Consider the following 16,740-nt stretch of genomic DNA (forward strand, 5'->3'; position numbering starts at 1 on the left):
TCATGGTTAAGGATTTCTCACCCGTCGTCGCCCGTCCTGACGCGGCGCGTCAGTCGCGGCGGACCCTTAACTCGCCCGCAACCTTAATCGGATGTTCTCGCGGCAGGGCCTCGTCCGGGCCCGCTCTCTCCCGCGTCCCGACCGACGGTCCCCCATGCCCCGCGTCTTCCCCTTCGCCGAGCGGTCGCATGCCCGCCTGCCCGACCGCATCGCCGGCAAGGGCCGCAAGGGCGCCCGCACCGTCCGACCCGATTCGGGTCGGGAGCGGATGTCCGAGGACGGCCTGAGCCTCGGCGATGTCGGCCGGCTGCTGCGGCGGCGCTGGGCCGTCATCCTGCTGCCGACACTGGCCGCCTTCGGGCTCTCGGTGGCCTTCGTGCAGGTGGTCACGCCGCGCTATACCGCCGAGGCCAAGCTGCTCCTGGAGAGTCGCGACAGCGCGCTCACGCGGCTGCAGCAGGACCGCGGCGAGTTGCCCCTGCCGATCGACGAGCAGGCGGTGGCGAGCCAAGTCCAGGTGGTGATGTCGCGCGACCTCGCCCGCGAGGCGATCAAGCAGCTCGGCCTCGTCGGCAACCCCGAATTCGATCCCATGGTCCAGGGCGTCGGCGGGCTCCAGCAGGTGCTGGTGATGCTCGGGCTGGCCCAGAACCCCCTCGACCGCGAGCCCGTCGACCGGGTGCTGGAGAAGTACTACGAGCGGCTCCTGGTCTACCCGGCCGGCAAGTCGCGCATCCTGACGGTCGAGTTCCGCTCGAAGGACCCGGAGCTGGCGGCGAAGGCCGCCAACCTGATCTCGGATCTCTACCTGTCGTCGCTCGCCGCCGTGAAGGTCGACACCGCGCGCTACGCCTCGACCTGGCTCGGCTCGAACATCGAGAGCCTGCGCAGCCGGGTCTCGGAAGCGGAGGCGAAGGTCGAGGCCTTCCGCGCCCGCAACGGGCTGATCGGCAGCGGCGGCACCGCCAACCAGCCGCTCGCCGCCCAGCAGCTCGCCGAGCTGTCGACCCAGCTGACCCAGGCCCGCGCCGCCCAGGCCGATGCCGGCGCCAAGGCCAAGCTGATCCGCGAGATGCTGCGGGACGGCCGCGGCTTCGAGATCCCGGACGTCGCCAACAACGAGCTGATCCGCCGCCTCGTCGAGCAGCGCATCGGGCTCAGGGCCCAGCTCGCCCTGGAGGCGCGCACGCTTCTGCCGCAGCATCCCCGCATGAAGGAGCTGCGTGCCCAGCTCGAGGGCCTGGAAACGCAGATCCGCGCCGCCGCCGACCGCGCGGTGCGGACGCTGGAGAACGATGCCCGCATCGCCGGCAGCCGGGTCGAGAGCCTGCAGGCGGCGGTGGACGGGCAGCGCGGCGTCGTCGCGAAGGCCAACGGCGACGAGGTCGAGCTGCGGGCGCTCGAGCGCGAGGCGAAGGCGCAGCGCGAGCAGCTCGAATCCTATCTCGGCCGCTTCCGCGAGGCGGCGGCCCGGGATGCGGCGAGCGCCGCGCCGGCCGATGCCCGCGTGGTGTCGCGGGCGGTGGTGCCCGACCTGCCGTCCTTCCCCAAGAAGCTGCCGATCGTCCTCTTCGCGACCGTCATCGCCTTCCTGTTCGCCATCGGCGCCGTGGTGGCGAAGGCGCTGCTCGCCGGCGACCCGCCCGGCCGCGGCCGGGGCCGCCCGCCCCTGCGTCGGCCGGACAGCGAGCCGGCGGCGACCTCGCCCTTCGTGGCGGCGCCCGCGGCCTCGGCTCCCCTGCCGGTCGCCGCCTCCGCCGCGAGCGCGGCCGAGCCGGCGGTGGCGCCCCCCGCGCCGCCCGCCGCCGAGGCCGAGCCTGTGCTTCATGAGCCGGCCGTCGCCGAAGCGATCGTGGCGAATCCGGTCGCGGCGGCACCGGCGGCGTCCCGCTACGATCTCGACGTGCTGGTGGCGCGGCTCGACGCGGTCGAGACCGCGGGGGGCGGCCGGCGGGTCCTGCTGATCGGCACCGGCGATGCGACGGATCTCGACGGCCTCGCCCGCAGCCTCGGCCGCGCCGCCGCCCTTCACGGCCGCGCCCTGATGGTGCGCCTCGACGGCCCTCAGGGATCGCGTCCGGGCCTGACCGACCTCGTCGCCGGCAATGCCGACTTCACCACGGTGATCCAGGCCGATGCCGGCCCGCGCCTGAACCTGATCGACCGCGGCCACGGCGCGCCGGCGACGCTGATCGCCGGGGGCGATGCCCTCGGGCTCACCTTCGACGCTCTCGGCGAGGCCTATGACTGGGTCATCACCTGCCTTGGCGACGGCTTCGATGCCGGGACCCGGCCGCTGGTGAGCGCGCTCTCGGCCTGGATGGACGCGGTGGTGATCGCCTCGAACGCCGAAGCCGACGACCCGCGCCTCGTCGGCCTGTTCGACACCGCCGAGGCGGCCGGCGTGCCGGAGGTCATCGTGGCCCAGGATCGGGCCGCCGCCGCGGTCGCGATGCCGGCCTACCCGCTGCGCCGGACGGCGTGAGGGGGAGCCGACCGTTCTGCCGAGGCCGGCAGCCTTATTTTACGGGAACGAGAAAGGGGAGGCCAAACGGCCTCCCCTTTCTCGTTCGGCGCGGGGTGGCAGACTGATCCCGGTCCTCGCCGGGTTCGTTTCGACGACCGATCAGCGCGGGATCCCTTCTCCAGGCGATGCCGGGCTTGCCCGGTATCGCTGCAAGGTGTGAGAGAGGGGAGGCGCGCCGTATCCTTATTCGAACGCCTCAAGCGGACGTCGCATCGTCCGCCGCGAACCGCCCGTGGCAGTGCTTGTACTTCTTGCCCGAGCCGCAGGGGCAGGGCTCATTGCGGCCGACGCGGCCCCAGGTGGCGGCGTCGTCGGGGTTGCGCTCCAGCACGGGGGCGTCGGGGTCGAGCGCCTGGCCGGCGAACTCGTAGGCGCCGCCCCCTCCCCCGGCCGCCCCCTCCGCATAGGCGAACTCGTTCTCGCCGGTGACGGGGTCGAGGTGCTGGGCGAACATCGGCGGCAGGCCCTGGGGCTCCGGCTCCTGGTACATGATCTCGACCCGCATCAGCTGGCCGGTCACCTGCTCACGCAGGGAACCCACGAGGCTGTTGAACAGGTCGAACGCCTCCGACTTGTACTCGTTGAGCGGATCGCGCTGGGCGATGCCGCGCCAGCCGATCACCTGGCGCAGGTGGTCGAGGGTGACGAGGTGCTCGCGCCAGAGATGGTCGAGGCTCTGGAGCAGCACCTGCTTCTCGACATAGGCCATCACCTCGGGGGTGTTGCGCGCGGTGCGCTCGGCATAGGCCTCGTCGGCGGCCTTGCGCAGGCGCTCGCGGATCTCCTCGTCGGCGATGCCCTCTTCCTTCGCCCACTCCTCGACCGGCACGTCGAGGTTGAGGTCGCGGGTCACGCTCTCGCGAAGCCCGGCGATGTCCCACTGCTCCGGATAGGCATCCTCCGGCACGTGGCGCGCCACCACGTCGTCGATCACGCCCTGGCGCATCTCGTCGACGGTCTCGCGCACGCTGTCCTGCGCCATGAACTCGCGGCGCTGCTCGAACACGACCTTGCGCTGGTCGTTCATAACGTTGTCGTACTTGAGCACGTTCTTGCGCATGTCGAAGTTGCGCGCTTCGACCTTCTGCTGCGCCTTGGCGATCGCCTTGTTGATCCAGGGATGGATGATCGCCTCGCCCTCCTCGAGCCCGAGGCGCTGGAGCATGCCGTCCATGCGGTCGGAGCCGAAGATCCGCATCAGGTCGTCCTGAAGCGAGAGGTAGAACTTCGAGCGGCCGGGATCGCCCTGGCGGCCGGAGCGGCCGCGCAGCTGGTTGTCGATGCGCCGGCTCTCGTTGCGCTCGGTGCCGACGATGTAGAGGCCGCCGGGCAGCGCATGCTTGCGTCCGGCCGCCGGATCGGCGGGCTCGCCCGAGGCCAGCACACGCGCGCGGTTCTGCTCGATCTCGGCCTTCAGCGTCGCGATGCGGGCGTCGCGCTCCGGCCCCTCGGGGACGTTGGCGAGCTCCTGCTCGATGCGCATGTCGAGGTTGCCGCCGAGCTTGATGTCGGTACCGCGGCCGGCCATGTTGGTGGCGATGGTGATCGCGCCCGGCACGCCCGCCTCGGCGACGATGTAGGCCTCCTGCTCGTGGAAGCGGGCGTTCAGCACCGCGAAGCGCTTGGTCACCCGGCCCTCGCGCGCCGCCGCGTAGACGTCCTCCAGCGCCGACGGGTCGCTGTAGTCGAGCGGCTTGTAGCCGTGCTTGACGAGGAGGCCGGCGAGGTGCTCCGAGCGCTCGATCGACCCGGTGCCGACCAGCACCGGCTGCAGGCGCGAATGCGCCCGATCGATCTCCTTGATGATCGCGGCGTATTTCTCGTCGACGGTGCGGTAGACCTCGTCGTCCTCGTCGACGCGCTCGACCTCCTTGTTGGTCGGGATCTCGACCACTTCGAGGTTGTAGATCTCCTGGAACTCGTCGGCCTCGGTCGAGGCGGTGCCGGTCATGCCGGCGAGCTTCTTGTAGAGGCGGAAGTAGTTCTGGAAGGTAATCGAGGCCAGCGTCTGGTTCTCGGGCTGGATCTCGACTCGCTCCTTGGCCTCGAGCGCCTGGTGCAGGCCTTCCGAGTAGCGCCGGCCGGGCATCATGCGGCCGGTGAACTCGTCGATGATCACCACCTCGTCGTTGCGGACGATGTAGTCCTTGTCGCGGGTGAACAGGGTATGGGCCCGGAGCGCCTGGTTGACGTGGTGGACCAGCGTCACGTTGTGGGCGTCGTAGAGGTCGCCCTCCTTGAGGATGCCGGCCTCGCGCAGCACCTCCTCGATGTGCTCGTTGCCGGCCTCGGTCAGCGAGACGGTGCGCTGCTTCTCGTCGAGATCGTAATCCTCGCGCACCAGGCGCGGCATCACCGCGTCGATGGAGACGTAGAGGTCGGAGCGGTCGTCGATCGGGCCGGAGATGATGAGCGGCGTGCGCGCCTCGTCGATCAGGATCGAGTCGACCTCGTCGACGATCGCGAAGTTGTGGCCGCGCTGGACCATCTGGCCCAGCTCGTACTTCATGTTGTCGCGCAGGTAGTCGAAGCCGTACTCGTTGTTGGTGCCGTAGGTGATATCGCAGGCATAGGCCGCCTTGCGCTCGACGTCGTCGAGGCCGTGGACGATGATGCCGGTGGTCAGGCCGAGGAAGCGGTAGACCCGGCCCATCCACTCCGCGTCGCGGCGGGCGAGGTAGTCGTTGACCGTGACGACGTGGACGCCCTTGCCCGACAGGGCGTTGAGGTAGGTGGCGAGCGTCGCCACCAGGGTCTTGCCCTCGCCGGTCTTCATCTCGGCGATGCCGCTCTCGTGCAGCACCATGCCGCCGATCATCTGCACGTCGAAGTGGCGCTGGCCGAGCACGCGCTTGGCCGCCTCGCGTACCGTGGCGAAGGCCGGGACCAGGATGTCGTCGAGGGTCTTGCCGGCGGCGAGCTCGGCCTTGAGCATGTCGGTGCGGGCGCGGAGCGCGTCGTCGGACAGGGCCGCCAGTTCGGGCTCGAGGGCGTTGATGGCCTGGACGCGGGGTCGGTATCCCTTCACCCGGCGGTCGTTGGACGACCCGAAGATCTTCTTGGCAAGGGAACCCAGCATCGTGAACCTGCGATCGATCGTAGCGGTAGTGGCGCGCGCCGCGGGCGCCTTATAGGCCCATATAGGGAGCCGTGCACCCAAAAGGCAGCGGGCGCGCCAGCCCAAACTTGGCCGTGCGGCGAAAGACGGGGGGCAGGGCGCGCCGCCGCCGCTTGATTCCCGCCCCGGCACCGCCCTAGCTGCCGTGCTGCCGTTCGGTCCAGGCATCTGGCCGGGCATTCGGGATGCGGCCGCAACGTCGGCCGGGGAGGAACACCATGACACGTTTGAGCCGGGCGCTCGCCCGCACCACCGCGCTTGCCGCCGGCCTCTGCCTCGCGGTGGCAGCCCAAGCCCAGACCGCCCAGAAGGGCGCGTCCGACGGCGTGGTGAAGATCGGCATCCTCAACGACCAGTCCGGCGTCTACGCCGATTTCGGCGGCCGCGGCTCGGTCGAGGCGGCGAAGATGGCGGTCGAGGATTTCGGGGGCAAGGTCCTCGACGCGCCGGTGCAGATCGTCGACGCCGACCACCAGAACAAGCCGGACATCGCCTCGAACATCGCCCGGCAATGGTACGACACCGACAAGGTCGACGCGATCATGGAGCTGACCACCTCCTCGGTGGCGCTCGCCGTGCAGGGCCTGTCGAAGGAGAAGCGCAAGATCACCATCGTCGACGGGGCCGCGACCTCGGACCTCACCGGCAAGCAGTGCACGCCGTACGGCTTCCACTGGGCCTACGACACCCACGCGCTCGCGGTCGGCACCGGCGGCTCGCTGGTCGAGACCGGCGGCGACACCTGGTTCTTCCTCACCGCCGACTACGCCTTCGGCTCGGCGCTCCAGGCCGACGTGACGCAATATGTCACCCAGAAGGGCGGCAAGGTCGTGGGCGCGGTGCGCCACCCCCTGAGCGCCCAGGACTTCTCCTCGTTCCTGCTCCAGGCGCAAGGCTCGGGCGCCAAGATCATCGGGCTGGCCAATGCCGGGCTCGACACCGCGAACGCGATCAAGCAGGCGGCGGAATTCGGCATCGTCCAGGGCGGCCAGCGCCTCGCGGCCCTGCTGTTCACGCTGGCGGAAGTGCACGGCCTCGGCCTCAAGGCGGCGCAGGGCATCGTGCTGACCGAAGGCTATTACTGGGACCTCGACGACCAGGCCCGGGCTTTCGCCAAGCGCTACATGGCCCGCACCGGCAAGATGCCGAACATGATCCAGGCCGGCACCTACTCGTCGGTGCTGCAATACCTCAAGGCCGTGAAGGCCGCCGGCACCGACGACACCGACGCGGTGGCGGCCAAGATGCGCGAACTCCCGGTCGACGACTTCTTCGGCCGCGGCGGCAAGGTGCAGGCCAACGGCCGCATGGTCCACGACATGTACCTGTTCCAGGTCAAGTCGCCGGCCGAGTCGAAGGCGCCGTGGGACTATTACAAGCTGCTCGCCACGATTCCGGGCGACAAGGCGTTCCTGTCGGCCAAGGCGAGCGGCTGCCCGCTGACGCAATAGGCGTCGCAGGGTCGTCCCGGGGCTCGCCGGAGGCGAGAGCCCGGGATCCAGGCACGCGGGTGTTTCGAGAGGGAGGCGAACTGCGTTCCGCCTCGTTCTTCACGAGCCGAACGTCTGGATCCCGGGCTCCGCCGCGCGGCCCCGGATCGACCGGGAGGGTGCCACTCGGCCATGGCAAGCAATCGCCCATAGCAAGTAATCGGTCATGGCAAGTAATCGGCCACGGCACGTCGAACGGGCGCTCAGGAATGGGCCCCGTGCGCGGCCCCCGCCATCCCGAGCTTTGCCAGCTCCACCTGCGCCCGCAGCTCGATATGGCCGAGGAGATCGTCGAGGCGCGGGTCGCCGGTGCTGCCGTTGCGCTCGGCGAGGCGGCCGGCGATGGCCTTCAGTTCGCTCGCGGCAACGCGGCCGCCGAGGAGTGCGGCCTTGAGGCGGTCGAGGGCGTCGAGGAGGTCGTGGCCGCGCTTGGTCGCCCGGCGGCGGCGATCGGCGGAGATCTCGTCCTGGCTCTGGAGGGTGAGGATCGCGCTCAGATTCGCGAGCGGCATCGCGCTGCCGGCGCTCACCGGCCCGCGCGCCGCCTCGGTCCCCAGGGTGAACACGCCGCCTGCCGGCAGGGAGCGCGGTCCGGCCCCCGACAGGGGGGTGGCCGCGAGGCGGGTGTCGACGCGCATGGGATCGGGTCCGGGTCACAGGGTTCGCTGTTCGCCCTGACAACCTCGCCCGAGTATGGTGAATGCGTCGTAAACGAGGCGGCAGAACTTGCCGCGGGGCGAAAACGACCGGGCCCGGTTCGCCCCGCCCATCCCCGGCCCTGAAACGAAGCGGTAACCTTACCAGAGACTTACGCCGGTCGGACGGGCTGGCACGGTCCTGGCACACCGGTCCCTTGAGTTTCGGGACCCCGTCATGCGCCTTCGCCTCCTCGTCCTCGCCTGCTGCTCGGCCTTTCTGGCCTTCCTCTCCGCCTCCCCGGCCCTCGCCCTGTCGCGGGTGAAGGATCTCGCCAGCGTCGAGGGGATGCGGACCAACCAGCTCATCGGCTACGGCATCGTGGTCGGGCTCAACGGCACCGGCGACACGCTGAACAACGCGCCCTTCACCAAGCAGTCGGTGCAGGCGATGCTGGAGCGCCTCGGGGTCAACACCCGCGGCGCCACCATGCGTACCGCCAACCTCGCCGCCGTGATGGTGACGGCGAACTTGCCCCCCTTCGCCGCGCAAGGGACCCGGATCGACGTCACGGTGTCGTCGCTGGGCGACGCCAAGTCGCTCCAGGGCGGCACGCTGCTCGTGACGCCGCTGCTCGGCGCCGACGGCGAGGCCTACGCGGTGGCGCAGGGCTCGCTCGCCATCGCGGGCTTCCAGGCCGAGGGCGACGCGGCCAAGATCACCCGCGGCGTGCCGACCAACGGCCGCATCGCCAACGGCGCGGTGATCGAGCGCGAGATCGCCTTCAAGCTCAACGAGCAGAAGTGCCTGCGCCTGTCCCTGCGCAACCCGGACTTCACCACCTCGAAGCGGATCGCCGCGGCGATCAACGACTTCATGGGCGCCGACACCGCCGAGCCGACCGATCCCTCCACCGTCACGCTGCAGGTGCCGCCGCGCTACCAGGGCAACATGATCCGGCTGCTCACCGAGATCGAGCAGCTGAAGGTCGAGCCCGACCAGACCGCCCGGGTGGTGATCGACGAGCGCTCCGGCATCATCGTGATGGGCCGCGACGTGCGGGTCTCCACCGTGGCGGTGGCGCAGGGCAACCTCACCGTCACCATCACCGAGCAGCCGCAGGTGAGCCAGCCGGCGCCGCTCTCCAACGGCGAGACCGTGGTGGTGCCGCGCACCGCCCTCAAGGTCGATGCCGGCGAGAAGAACAAGCTCGCCCTGGTCAAGGAGGGCGTGACCCTGCGCGAGCTGGTCGACGGGCTCAACGCGCTCGGCATCGGCCCGCGCGACCTGATCTCGATCCTCCAGGCGATCAAGACCGCCGGTGCGCTCCAGGCCGACATCGAGGTGATGTGAGCCCGGCTCGCCCCCCTCTTCCCTGCCCTTCCCCCGTTACGAGGTCCACGCCGATGCTTCCCCTCGCTTCCCTCGCGGCCTCCGCCGGCCTGGCGGTCGGCCAGGCCCTCGCCGGGGCAGTCTCGTCCGGCCCGGCGAGCGCCGACAAGGCCAAGATGCAGAAGACCGCCAAGGACTTCGAATCGATGTTCCTGGAGCAGAGCCTCGACGTGCTCAACCGCTCGGAAGGCACCGACGGGCCGCTCGGCGAGAACGGTACCGGCGGCGGCGTCTACCGCTCGATGCTCAACAAGGAATACGCCCAGTCGATCGTGCAGAGCGGCGGCGTCGGCATCGGCGATCAGGTGATGCGCGAGATGCTGCGGCTCCAGGGAGGCGCCAATGGCTGAGGTCGTCCGCCCCGCCCCGGTCGCGGATGCCGACGCCGCCGAGCGCCTGGTCGCCGAGACCCTGACCACCATGCGCGACCTCGAGGCCCTGCTCGGGCGCGAGAGCGACCACATCCGGGTCGGGCGTCTCGCCGAGGGCCTGGCCGAGGCACCGCAGAAGACCGCGCTCGCCGGCGCCTACCTGCAGGGCCTGCAGGCGGTGAAGGCGAATGCCGTGGCGCTCGCCCGCTTCGCCCCCGAGGGGATCGCGGCGCTCCGCGAGGCCCATGGCCGCTTCTCGGAAGCGGTCGCCGCCAACCAGGCGGTGCTGGCGACCGCCCGGTCGGTCTCGGAAGGGCTGCTGCGCAGCCTCTCGGCGGAGATCACCCGCAGCGCCGAGCCCAAAGGCTACGGCACCGGCTACGGCGGCCGCCCGGCCCCCTCCCCCTACGGCCAGCGCCGCAGCGCGCCGCTGGTGCTGTCGCGCAGCCTGTAGCTCAGTGCCCGGTGCCGAGCCGGATATAGGCCCGGGCCGGTCCGTACTCGGTCTGCGTCCGGGTATCGATCGCGACCCGGCCGGAGCCGCTGACCACGCCCCGCGCCGCCCCGTCGAGCGAAGCCCCGGGCCGGGCGGGGACCGGCGTGCCGGCCTCGGCCCGCACCCGGCCGCTGATCCGCGTGCAGGGCCCGCCGGGCGTGAAGCGGACGAAGCCCGGCCCCTCGTGCGGGCAGGTCTCGGGCGCCCTGGCGATGGGAAGGTCGCGGACGTCGAGGGCGTGGGCCGGCAGAGCAGCGAGCAGGGCGGCAGCCGCCAGGATCATCGATGTCGTGCGCAAGGCCGGCCCTCCTCTTCGGGTGTCGAGAGAAGCATGGCGGGGGCGGGAGCGCCAGGGCGTGGGGGACGGGGTTTCGCGCGATCTCGCGCGGGACGCAGCAGGAACGTCGCCAGATGCAGCGCGGGCGTTCCCCTCTCCCCGTGGGGGAAAAGGAGGGATCCCGCGCGCTCCTTTACAGAATGCGCCTCGGCGGACGCCTCACCCCAGGCACCGCTCGAAGATCTCCTCCGCCTGCCTGACCGTCATCCTGCGCGCCGCGGGGCTCGCGATGATCGTGCGGTCGTTGGCGGTGGCTGGGTCGAAGTCCTTGGCGGCGATGCCGGCATAGAGGCCGGGCACGGCCCGGAGCGCCATCTCGCGCACGCGCTCGCGGGGCAATTGCTCGGGGGTGAAGCGGGCGGGAAAGCCGATATCGGCGTAGAGCGCCCGGACGGCGTCGGCGCACGCCGCGATCGTCTCCTGGCGCGACAGCCCGGCCGTCTCGACCTCCAGCGCGTCGGCCAGCGGCTTCACCTTGGCGGGCAGCACCGCGAGGTTGAACGCGACGACGTGCGGCAGCAGCACCCCGACGCCGTAGGGGTGGGGCAGGTCGAGATGGCCTTCGAGCGGCAGCGACAGGGCATGGCCGTGGCCGAGGCGGGCATTGCCGCAGGCGATGTTGGCCATGCAGGAGGCGACGAGGTTGTCCTCCCGCGCACGGTCGTCGTCGGAATTGATCGAGGCGCGTAAGGACGCGGCCTGGAGGCGCACGGCGGCGAGGGCCACCGCGTCGGTGAGCGGCGAGGCGATGCCGCTCAGATAGGCCTCGACGCCGTGGGTCAGCGCGTCGACCGCCGGCAGGGCCGCGACGTGCATCGGCAGCGAGCGCAGGGTGACGGGATCGAGGATCGCCGCGTCGGGGAAGCTCAAGGGCCCGCCGCCCAGGAGCTTGAGGTGGCGCACCTCGTCCTTGACGATGGTCCATTGCGAGACCTCCGAGCCGGACCCGGCGGTGGTCGGCACCATGATCATCGGCAGCGCCTTGCGGTCGAACCGGCCGACGCCGGTGCAGTCCACCATCGGCTTGTGGTTCGTCGCCACGATGGCGATGCCCTTGCCGGTGCACATCACCGAGCCGCCGCCGATGCACACCACGCCGTCGAGCCCGTCGCGGCGCACCCGGTCGCCCTGGTCGTCGATGTGCGAGCAGCGGGCGTCGATCCCGCACTCGTCGAAGCGCGAGACCGCGATCCCGGCGTCGGCGAGGACCGCCAGCGCGTCGGCGTGGAACCCCTGCGCCGAGATCACCGGATCGGACACCACCAGCACCCGGGTCATCTTGAGGTCGCGGGCGAGCGTGCCGATGGTGGCGAGGGCGCCGGCGCCCGCGACGATCCGGGTCGGCATGTAGAAGCTGGTGATCATGCGGGCATCTCCTCGGGGAGCGGGGCGCCTGTCTCGTCGGGCCCTCGCGATCGTGCCGGCGGTGTCGCCCGGTGACAGGCGCACCGTCCAATACAAAGATCGGGCGCGAGCCATAGCCGGCGACGATGGCGGGGCGCCGCAGCCGGAAGCGCCCGGCTGCCATACCGGGAAACGATGACGGAGCCCCGCGCAAACTATTGGACGGCGATTGGTGGGTTCCGCAATACCATCGCACCCGTCACGCATCGCCACGACGCCCGAGAACGGGCGCGGGAAAGGCCGGTGCCGATTCCGAGGAAACGCCCATGTCCCGCACCGCCTGGACGCGACGCGCCGCCGTCGCCGGCCTGCTCGCCACGACGCTGACCGCTTCCGCCTTCGCCGCCGAGACGCCCTTGCGCATCGGCGTGATCGAGGACCTGTCGGGGATGTATTCCGGCAATGGCGGGCCGAACATGGTGCTGGCCGCCACGATGGCGGCGGAGGATTTCGGCGGCAAGGTGCTGGGCCGGCCGATCGAGGTGATCGGCGTCGACCATCAGAACAAGCCCGATATCGGCTCGGGACTGGCGCGCCAGCTCGTCGACCAGCGCGGCGTCACCGCCTTCGTGCTCGGCGGCGCCAGCTCGGTGGGCCTGGGCGTGCAGGCCTACGCCAGGGAGCGCAAGATCACCACGATGGTGACCGGCGGCTACGCCTCGCAGTTCTCCGGCCCCGGCTGCTCGCCCTACGGCACGCAATGGGTGCCCTCGACCGGCGAGCTCGCCAACGCGGTGGCGGGCGCCGTGGTGCAGGGCGGCGGCAAGACGTGGTATTTCATCACCGCCGACTACGTGTTCGGCCACGGGCTGGCGGCGGATGCCGGCAAGGCCGTGAAGGCCGCCGGCGGCACGGTGGTCGGCGAGATCCGCCATCCGTTGGGGGCCACCGACATCTCGTCGCAGCTGATCCAGGCCCAGTCCTCGGGCGCCGACGTGATCGGGCTCGCCAATGCCGGGCCGGACCTCGTCAACACCATCAAGCAGGCGCGGGAATTCGGCATCACCTCGAAGGTGGTGGCGATGCTGGTCTTCACCAACAACACCGTGGCGCTCGGCCTCGATGCCGCGCAGGGCATCCGCATGGCGGTGAACTTCTACTGGGACGCCAACGACGCCAGCCGCGCCTGGGCCCGGCGCCTGATGGCCCGCAACGGCAACGTCGTCCCGACCATGGGCCATGCCGCCGCCTATTCCTCGGTGCGCCACTACCTGCGGGCCGTCGAGAAGGCCGGCACCGACGAGGCCGGCGCCGTCAACAAGGCGATGAAGGACCTGCCCATCGACGACGGCTTCTACGGCAACCCTCGCATCCAGGCGAACGGCCGGGTGGTGATGGACATGATGCTGGTCGAGGTGAGGAGCCCGAAGGAGTCGAAGGGCAAGGCCGATCTCTACCGCGTCATCGAAACGATCCCGGGCGCCACGCTGTTCACCCCCGCCGACAAGAGCGGCTGCCCCCTGACCACCGCCGGCTGAACCGGAGCCCGCCTGATGAAGCTCTTCGCCAACCCGACCTCGCCCTTCGTGCGCATCGTCCGCATGGCCCTGATCGAGAAGGGCCTGAACGAGAGCGTCGACACCGCCTTCGTCGATGCCTGGGCCGACGACCCGGCCTTCCTCGACGCCAACCCGGCCGGCCGCGTGCCGACGCTGGTCACCGACGACGGCGTGCGGCTGACGGAAGCGCTGCTGATCCTCAGCCACCTCGACGCGACCGGGTCGACGCCGGCGGTGCTGGCGGGCGGGCCCGCCGCGCTCTCGGCCGCCGGGATCGCGATCGGGGTGTTCGACGCCGCGGTTGCGGTCATCATCGGCCGCAAGTCGGCGCCCGGCTTCGATACCGGCCTCGTCGGCACCAAGCGGTTCCGCACCATGCGGGAGGGCCTGCGCCGCCTCGACGCGGCGTTCGCACAAGTCCGGAAGCCCGTCGTCGGCGAGCCCTTCGTTCAGGAGCCCTTCGGCCTGCCGGCCATCGCCGCGGTCACGGCATTGGACTACCTGGTGTTCCGCTTCCCCGACCACGACTGGCGAAGCCTCTGCCCGACGGTCGCGGCCTTCCGCGACGCGCAGGCGGATCGCCCCTCGGTGCGGGACACCGTGCCGCGCGGATAAGCCCTCCCCCATCGCAGCCATGCGCTCCCCCCGAACCTCGGCTATCGTAGGGCTGACGGACATGGATCCGGCGGTTGCGGCGAAGGCCGGGGATCAGGGGGAACCGGCGCGATGGAGCTTCGCCATCTTCGTTACTTCGTCGCGGTGGCCGACGATCTCAGCATCACGCGGGCGGCGGAGCGGCTGAACATCGCGCAGCCGGCGCTCAGCCACCAGATCAAGAGCCTGGAGACCGAGGTCGGCACCGCCCTGCTCCAGCGCCTGTCGCGCGGGGTGGCGCTGACCGAGCCGGGCCGCGCCTTCGCGGACGATGCCCGCGCCGTGCTCGCCGCGGTCGATGCAGCCAAGAGCCGGGCCCGGCGCATCGCGACCGGCGATGTCGGCCAGATCCGCATCGGCTTCACCTCCTCGGCCTCGTTCCACCCCCTGGTGACCGGGGCGATCCGCGACTACCGCAGCGCCTATCCGGACGTGCAGGTCGAGCTTCTCGAAGAGACGACCGCGAGCCTTCTCGCCGCCTTCCGGGCCGGCCGGGTCGACGTCGCCTTCATGCGCCCGGACGAGGGCGAGGTCGACGACCTGTGGGCCCGCCACCTGTTCGACGAGCCGATGGTGGTGGCGCTGCCGGCCACCCACCGCCTGGCCGCCGAGGCGGGGCCGGTGGGCCTCGCCGCCCTCTCGGACGAGGGTTTCATCGTCTATCCGCGCCGCAACGGGCGGGCGCTCTACGACGGCATCATGGCGGCCTGCGCGGCGGCCGGGTTCTCGCCCCACATCGCCCAGAACGCGCCGCAGCTCGCCTCGGTGGTCAACCTCGTCGCCACCGGCATCGCGCTCGCCATCGTGCCGCGCTCGATGGCGCGGCTCGCCACCGAGGGCGTGCGCTACCGCGAGATCGGCGGCCCGGCCCCGGTCGCCCCGATGACCCTGGTGCGCCATCCGGCCCCGGAGATGCCGCATGCGCGGATCTTCACGGATCTGGTGCTGGCGCGGGTGCGGGGCGGCGGAGAGTGAGCGCGCCGGTGCGCGCCGCGATCACATGTAGTTCGTCAGCGACAGCTTCGAGAGCATCGAGGTCGTCTGGTAGCTCGCCTGCAACTGGTTCTGAAGGGTCAGCAGCTTGGCCGCCGCCTCCTCGGTCGAGACCGTTTCGACGCCGTCGACCGTCTTCTGGAGCATCGCCTTGGTGGCGGTGTTCTGGCTCTTCTGCGTGGCGATCTGGGCCGAGGCGAGGCTGAGCTCGGCGGCGACGCCCTGCACCGAGGGCTGGCCGTCGGCGGGCTTCAGCAGGGTCTGGATCCGGCTCGAATAGGCGTCGAAGCGGGTGCTGTCGGTATCCGTGGCGTCGAACGGCGTCGCGGCGAGGACCGCGAGGCCGCTCAGCACCGCCCGGAACGGCGTCTCGTTGGCCTGGACGCCGATCGCCACCGACTGATCGCGGGAGACCGGCACGGTCGCGGTCTGGCGCGGGTCGGCGGAGGTGTCGTCGCCCCGGTACCAGATCAGGGTGCGGCCGCCCGGGTCGGCGACGTAGCCGGTGGCGTTGCCGCTCGCATCACTGGCGACCCGGCGTGGGCTCAGCCCCGGCGACGACGAGCCCGCGAAAAAGTCGCTTGCCGCTCTCACGGCGGAGCTCGCCGCGAGGTCGGTGGAGGCGGTGGTGTCGAGCGCCGTCGCGAGGGCGTTTCTCAGGTTGGCGGCGGTCTCGGCCGGGCTCGCGCCGATCGCGAAGGTGCCGGCGGTCTTTCCGTCCGCGGCGGCCTTCAGGCTCAGGGTCTTGCTGGTGCCGTCGCGCAGGCCCACCGTGACCTGAAGGCTGTCGCCGGCGGCGAGCCCCGCCCCGACCGTCACGGCCATGGACGCCGGATTGCCGCCGGCGAGCGTCGCCGTCGCGCCGGGCGGGCTCGCGCTCTGGACGCCGAGCACGGTCTTGCCCGCGAGCGCGGCGGTGAGGTTCTGCGCGCTCGCCGCCGCGTCGGCGCCGATCGCGAAGGTGCCGGTCCCGCCGGTCCCCGCATTCCGGGCGGTGAGGTCGACGAAGCCCTGGCTGCCGTCGGAATTCTGCACCGTCACCCGTACGATGTCGCCGTCCTTCGGCGGGCTGGCAAAGGACGGGGTGGCGGCGGGCGGCGTGCCGGCCTGGAACGCGACCGCGAGGCCGGCCGGGTTCGAGCTGACGGCGTTGGCGATCGTGAAGCCGAAATTCGCCCGCACGCCGGGCGACGCGCTCTCCGACAGGCTGACGCCCGCACCCGAGGCCGCGAGGTCGAGCCGTCCGGTCCGCGGCGTCGCGATGCCGAGATCGGCGGCCTGGCGCTCGGCGATCACGCTGCGCACCCCGTCGAGGCCGGAGGCGGGATCGCCGTCGAGGATGCGGTCGATGGTCTCCACCGGCGCCCGGTCGGTCACCCGGCCGCCCAGGATGTACTGGCCGCCGGTGCTCTGGTTGAGGGCATCGATCGCACCGCCGAGCTGGCCCACCGCGCCCTGCTGCAGGGTGGAGCGGGCGAGGGTGCCGGTGCCGGTGCGGGCGCTGACGAGGCTGCCCCAGGCCGAGGAGGACAGGGTCGCGACCTGCTGCACGCTGGCCGAGGCCAGCGTCACCCGGGTCGTGCCGGTGCCGGCCGCCGCGATCCAGCCGTCCAGCGCGCTGATCTGGGCGTGCGCGGCGAGGCTCTGAGTGCGCCCGGCGCCGAGGCCGCCATAGGTGTCGGCGGTGCGGCCGCTGGCGATCTGGTTCGAGAGCGTGCCGAGCGTCGCCTTCATGTCGACGAGGCGGCGGGTGTTCAGGTCGGCGGCGGCGGTTCCTGCCGCGAACGCGGCCGTCCCGGCCGCCCAGGGGGCGATGGTCATCG

Annotated in this window: 13 protein-coding genes; 8 read left to right on the forward strand and 5 right to left on the reverse strand. The window is 71.4% G+C overall.

Translation table 11 applies throughout. The features are described from left to right. Positions 1 to 268 precede the first annotated feature (268 nt). Complete coding sequence (locus G4G93_RS28295; RefSeq protein WP_395413594.1) at positions 269 to 2,485, forward strand: GumC family protein; 2,217 nt, start codon at positions 269 to 271, stop codon at positions 2,483 to 2,485. 238 nt (positions 2,486 to 2,723) lie between these two features. Here G4G93_RS28295 and secA read toward each other — a convergent pair whose 3' ends face one another. After that, positions 2,724 to 5,606: a preprotein translocase subunit SecA gene (secA, locus tag G4G93_RS28305; protein WP_165089509.1), complete on the reverse strand. Its 2,883-nt coding sequence runs from the start codon at positions 5,604 to 5,606 to the stop codon at positions 2,724 to 2,726. Positions 5,607 to 5,863: 257 nt separating this feature from the next. Here secA and G4G93_RS28310 point away from each other — a divergent pair, with 257 nt between their 5' ends. Beyond that, the gene (locus G4G93_RS28310) at positions 5,864 to 7,096 is read left to right on the forward strand and encodes an ABC transporter substrate-binding protein (protein ID WP_165089512.1); all 1,233 of its coding nucleotides are present in this window, start codon (positions 5,864 to 5,866) and stop codon (positions 7,094 to 7,096) included. Positions 7,097 to 7,338: 242 nt separating this feature from the next. On the opposite strand, the gene G4G93_RS28315 is transcribed toward G4G93_RS28310, so the two are convergent. Further along, positions 7,339 to 7,773: a flagellar assembly protein FliX gene (locus tag G4G93_RS28315; protein ID WP_165089514.1), complete on the reverse strand. Its 435-nt coding sequence runs from the start codon at positions 7,771 to 7,773 to the stop codon at positions 7,339 to 7,341. Between the two features lie 235 nt (positions 7,774 to 8,008). Here G4G93_RS28315 and G4G93_RS28320 point away from each other — a divergent pair, with 235 nt between their 5' ends. Genes G4G93_RS28320 through G4G93_RS28330 form a run of 3 tightly spaced genes read left to right on the forward strand, consistent with a single transcriptional unit; the run spans position 8,009 to position 9,988 of the window. Beyond that, positions 8,009 to 9,124: a flagellar basal body P-ring protein FlgI gene (locus G4G93_RS28320; protein ID WP_165089517.1), complete on the forward strand. Its 1,116-nt coding sequence runs from the start codon at positions 8,009 to 8,011 to the stop codon at positions 9,122 to 9,124. A 53-nt stretch (positions 9,125 to 9,177) separates the two neighbouring features. Further along, positions 9,178 to 9,513 carry a rod-binding protein gene (locus G4G93_RS28325; RefSeq protein WP_165089519.1) on the forward strand — a complete coding sequence of 112 codons (336 nt, stop codon included), beginning with the start codon at positions 9,178 to 9,180 and terminating at the stop codon, positions 9,511 to 9,513. Continuing rightward, entirely contained in the window at positions 9,506 to 9,988 is a 483-nt protein-coding gene (locus tag G4G93_RS28330; RefSeq protein WP_165089522.1) for a hypothetical protein, read from the forward strand. Before G4G93_RS28325 ends, G4G93_RS28330 begins: the two co-directional genes overlap by 8 nt. Position 9,989: 1 nt before the next feature. Here G4G93_RS28330 and G4G93_RS28335 read toward each other — a convergent pair whose 3' ends face one another. Continuing rightward, a complete protein-coding gene (locus tag G4G93_RS28335) occupies positions 9,990 to 10,328 on the reverse strand; it encodes a porin (protein ID WP_246737074.1) in 339 nt (112 codons plus the stop codon). Between the two features lie 198 nt (positions 10,329 to 10,526). Then, on the reverse strand, positions 10,527 to 11,732 hold the full coding sequence (locus tag G4G93_RS28340) for an iron-containing alcohol dehydrogenase (RefSeq protein ID WP_165089525.1): 1,206 nt from the start codon (positions 11,730 to 11,732) through the stop codon (positions 10,527 to 10,529). A 305-nt stretch (positions 11,733 to 12,037) separates the two neighbouring features. On the opposite strand from G4G93_RS28340, the gene G4G93_RS28345 reads away from it, so the two are divergent. The 3 genes from G4G93_RS28345 (at position 12,038) to G4G93_RS28355 (ending at position 14,899) form a co-directional block, all read left to right on the forward strand. Further along, positions 12,038 to 13,249: an ABC transporter substrate-binding protein gene (locus G4G93_RS28345; protein WP_165089527.1), complete on the forward strand. Its 1,212-nt coding sequence runs from the start codon at positions 12,038 to 12,040 to the stop codon at positions 13,247 to 13,249. Between the two features lie 15 nt (positions 13,250 to 13,264). Next, positions 13,265 to 13,885 carry a glutathione S-transferase family protein gene (locus G4G93_RS28350; protein ID WP_165089530.1) on the forward strand — a complete coding sequence of 207 codons (621 nt, stop codon included), beginning with the start codon at positions 13,265 to 13,267 and terminating at the stop codon, positions 13,883 to 13,885. 111 nt (positions 13,886 to 13,996) lie between these two features. Beyond that, on the forward strand, positions 13,997 to 14,899 hold the full coding sequence (locus tag G4G93_RS28355) for a LysR substrate-binding domain-containing protein (RefSeq protein WP_165089533.1): 903 nt from the start codon (positions 13,997 to 13,999) through the stop codon (positions 14,897 to 14,899). A gap of 21 nt (positions 14,900 to 14,920) precedes the next feature. On the opposite strand, the gene G4G93_RS28360 is transcribed toward G4G93_RS28355, so the two are convergent. Beyond that, complete coding sequence (locus tag G4G93_RS28360; RefSeq protein WP_165089536.1) at positions 14,921 to 16,738, reverse strand: hypothetical protein; 1,818 nt, start codon at positions 16,736 to 16,738, stop codon at positions 14,921 to 14,923. Positions 16,739 to 16,740: the final 2 nt, after the last annotated feature.

It is taken from the genome of Methylobacterium sp. DB0501 (genome assembly GCF_011043735.1).
In the GTDB taxonomy this organism is placed as follows: Bacteria; Pseudomonadota; Alphaproteobacteria; order Rhizobiales; family Beijerinckiaceae; genus Methylobacterium; species Methylobacterium alsaeris.

Bases quoted from the DNA above. Each gene is read 5' to 3' on its own strand.
- G4G93_RS28295 (WP_395413594.1), top strand. From the start codon at position 269: ATGTCCGAGGACGGCCTGAGCCTCGGCGATGTCGGCCGGCTGCTGCGG.
- secA (WP_165089509.1), bottom strand. From the start codon at position 5,606: ATGCTGGGTTCCCTTGCCAAGAAGATCTTCGGGTCGTCCAACGACCGC.
- G4G93_RS28310 (WP_165089512.1), top strand. From the start codon at position 5,864: ATGACACGTTTGAGCCGGGCGCTCGCCCGCACCACCGCGCTTGCCGCC.
- G4G93_RS28315 (WP_165089514.1), bottom strand. From the start codon at position 7,773: ATGCGCGTCGACACCCGCCTCGCGGCCACCCCCCTGTCGGGGGCCGGA.
- G4G93_RS28320 (WP_165089517.1), top strand. From the start codon at position 8,009: ATGCGCCTTCGCCTCCTCGTCCTCGCCTGCTGCTCGGCCTTTCTGGCC.
- G4G93_RS28325 (WP_165089519.1), top strand. From the start codon at position 9,178: ATGCTTCCCCTCGCTTCCCTCGCGGCCTCCGCCGGCCTGGCGGTCGGC.
- G4G93_RS28330 (WP_165089522.1), top strand. From the start codon at position 9,506: ATGGCTGAGGTCGTCCGCCCCGCCCCGGTCGCGGATGCCGACGCCGCC.
- G4G93_RS28340 (WP_165089525.1), bottom strand. From the start codon at position 11,732: ATGATCACCAGCTTCTACATGCCGACCCGGATCGTCGCGGGCGCCGGC.
- G4G93_RS28345 (WP_165089527.1), top strand. From the start codon at position 12,038: ATGTCCCGCACCGCCTGGACGCGACGCGCCGCCGTCGCCGGCCTGCTC.
- G4G93_RS28350 (WP_165089530.1), top strand. From the start codon at position 13,265: ATGAAGCTCTTCGCCAACCCGACCTCGCCCTTCGTGCGCATCGTCCGC.
- G4G93_RS28355 (WP_165089533.1), top strand. From the start codon at position 13,997: ATGGAGCTTCGCCATCTTCGTTACTTCGTCGCGGTGGCCGACGATCTC.
- G4G93_RS28360 (WP_165089536.1), bottom strand. From the start codon at position 16,738: ATGACCATCGCCCCCTGGGCGGCCGGGACGGCCGCGTTCGCGGCAGGA.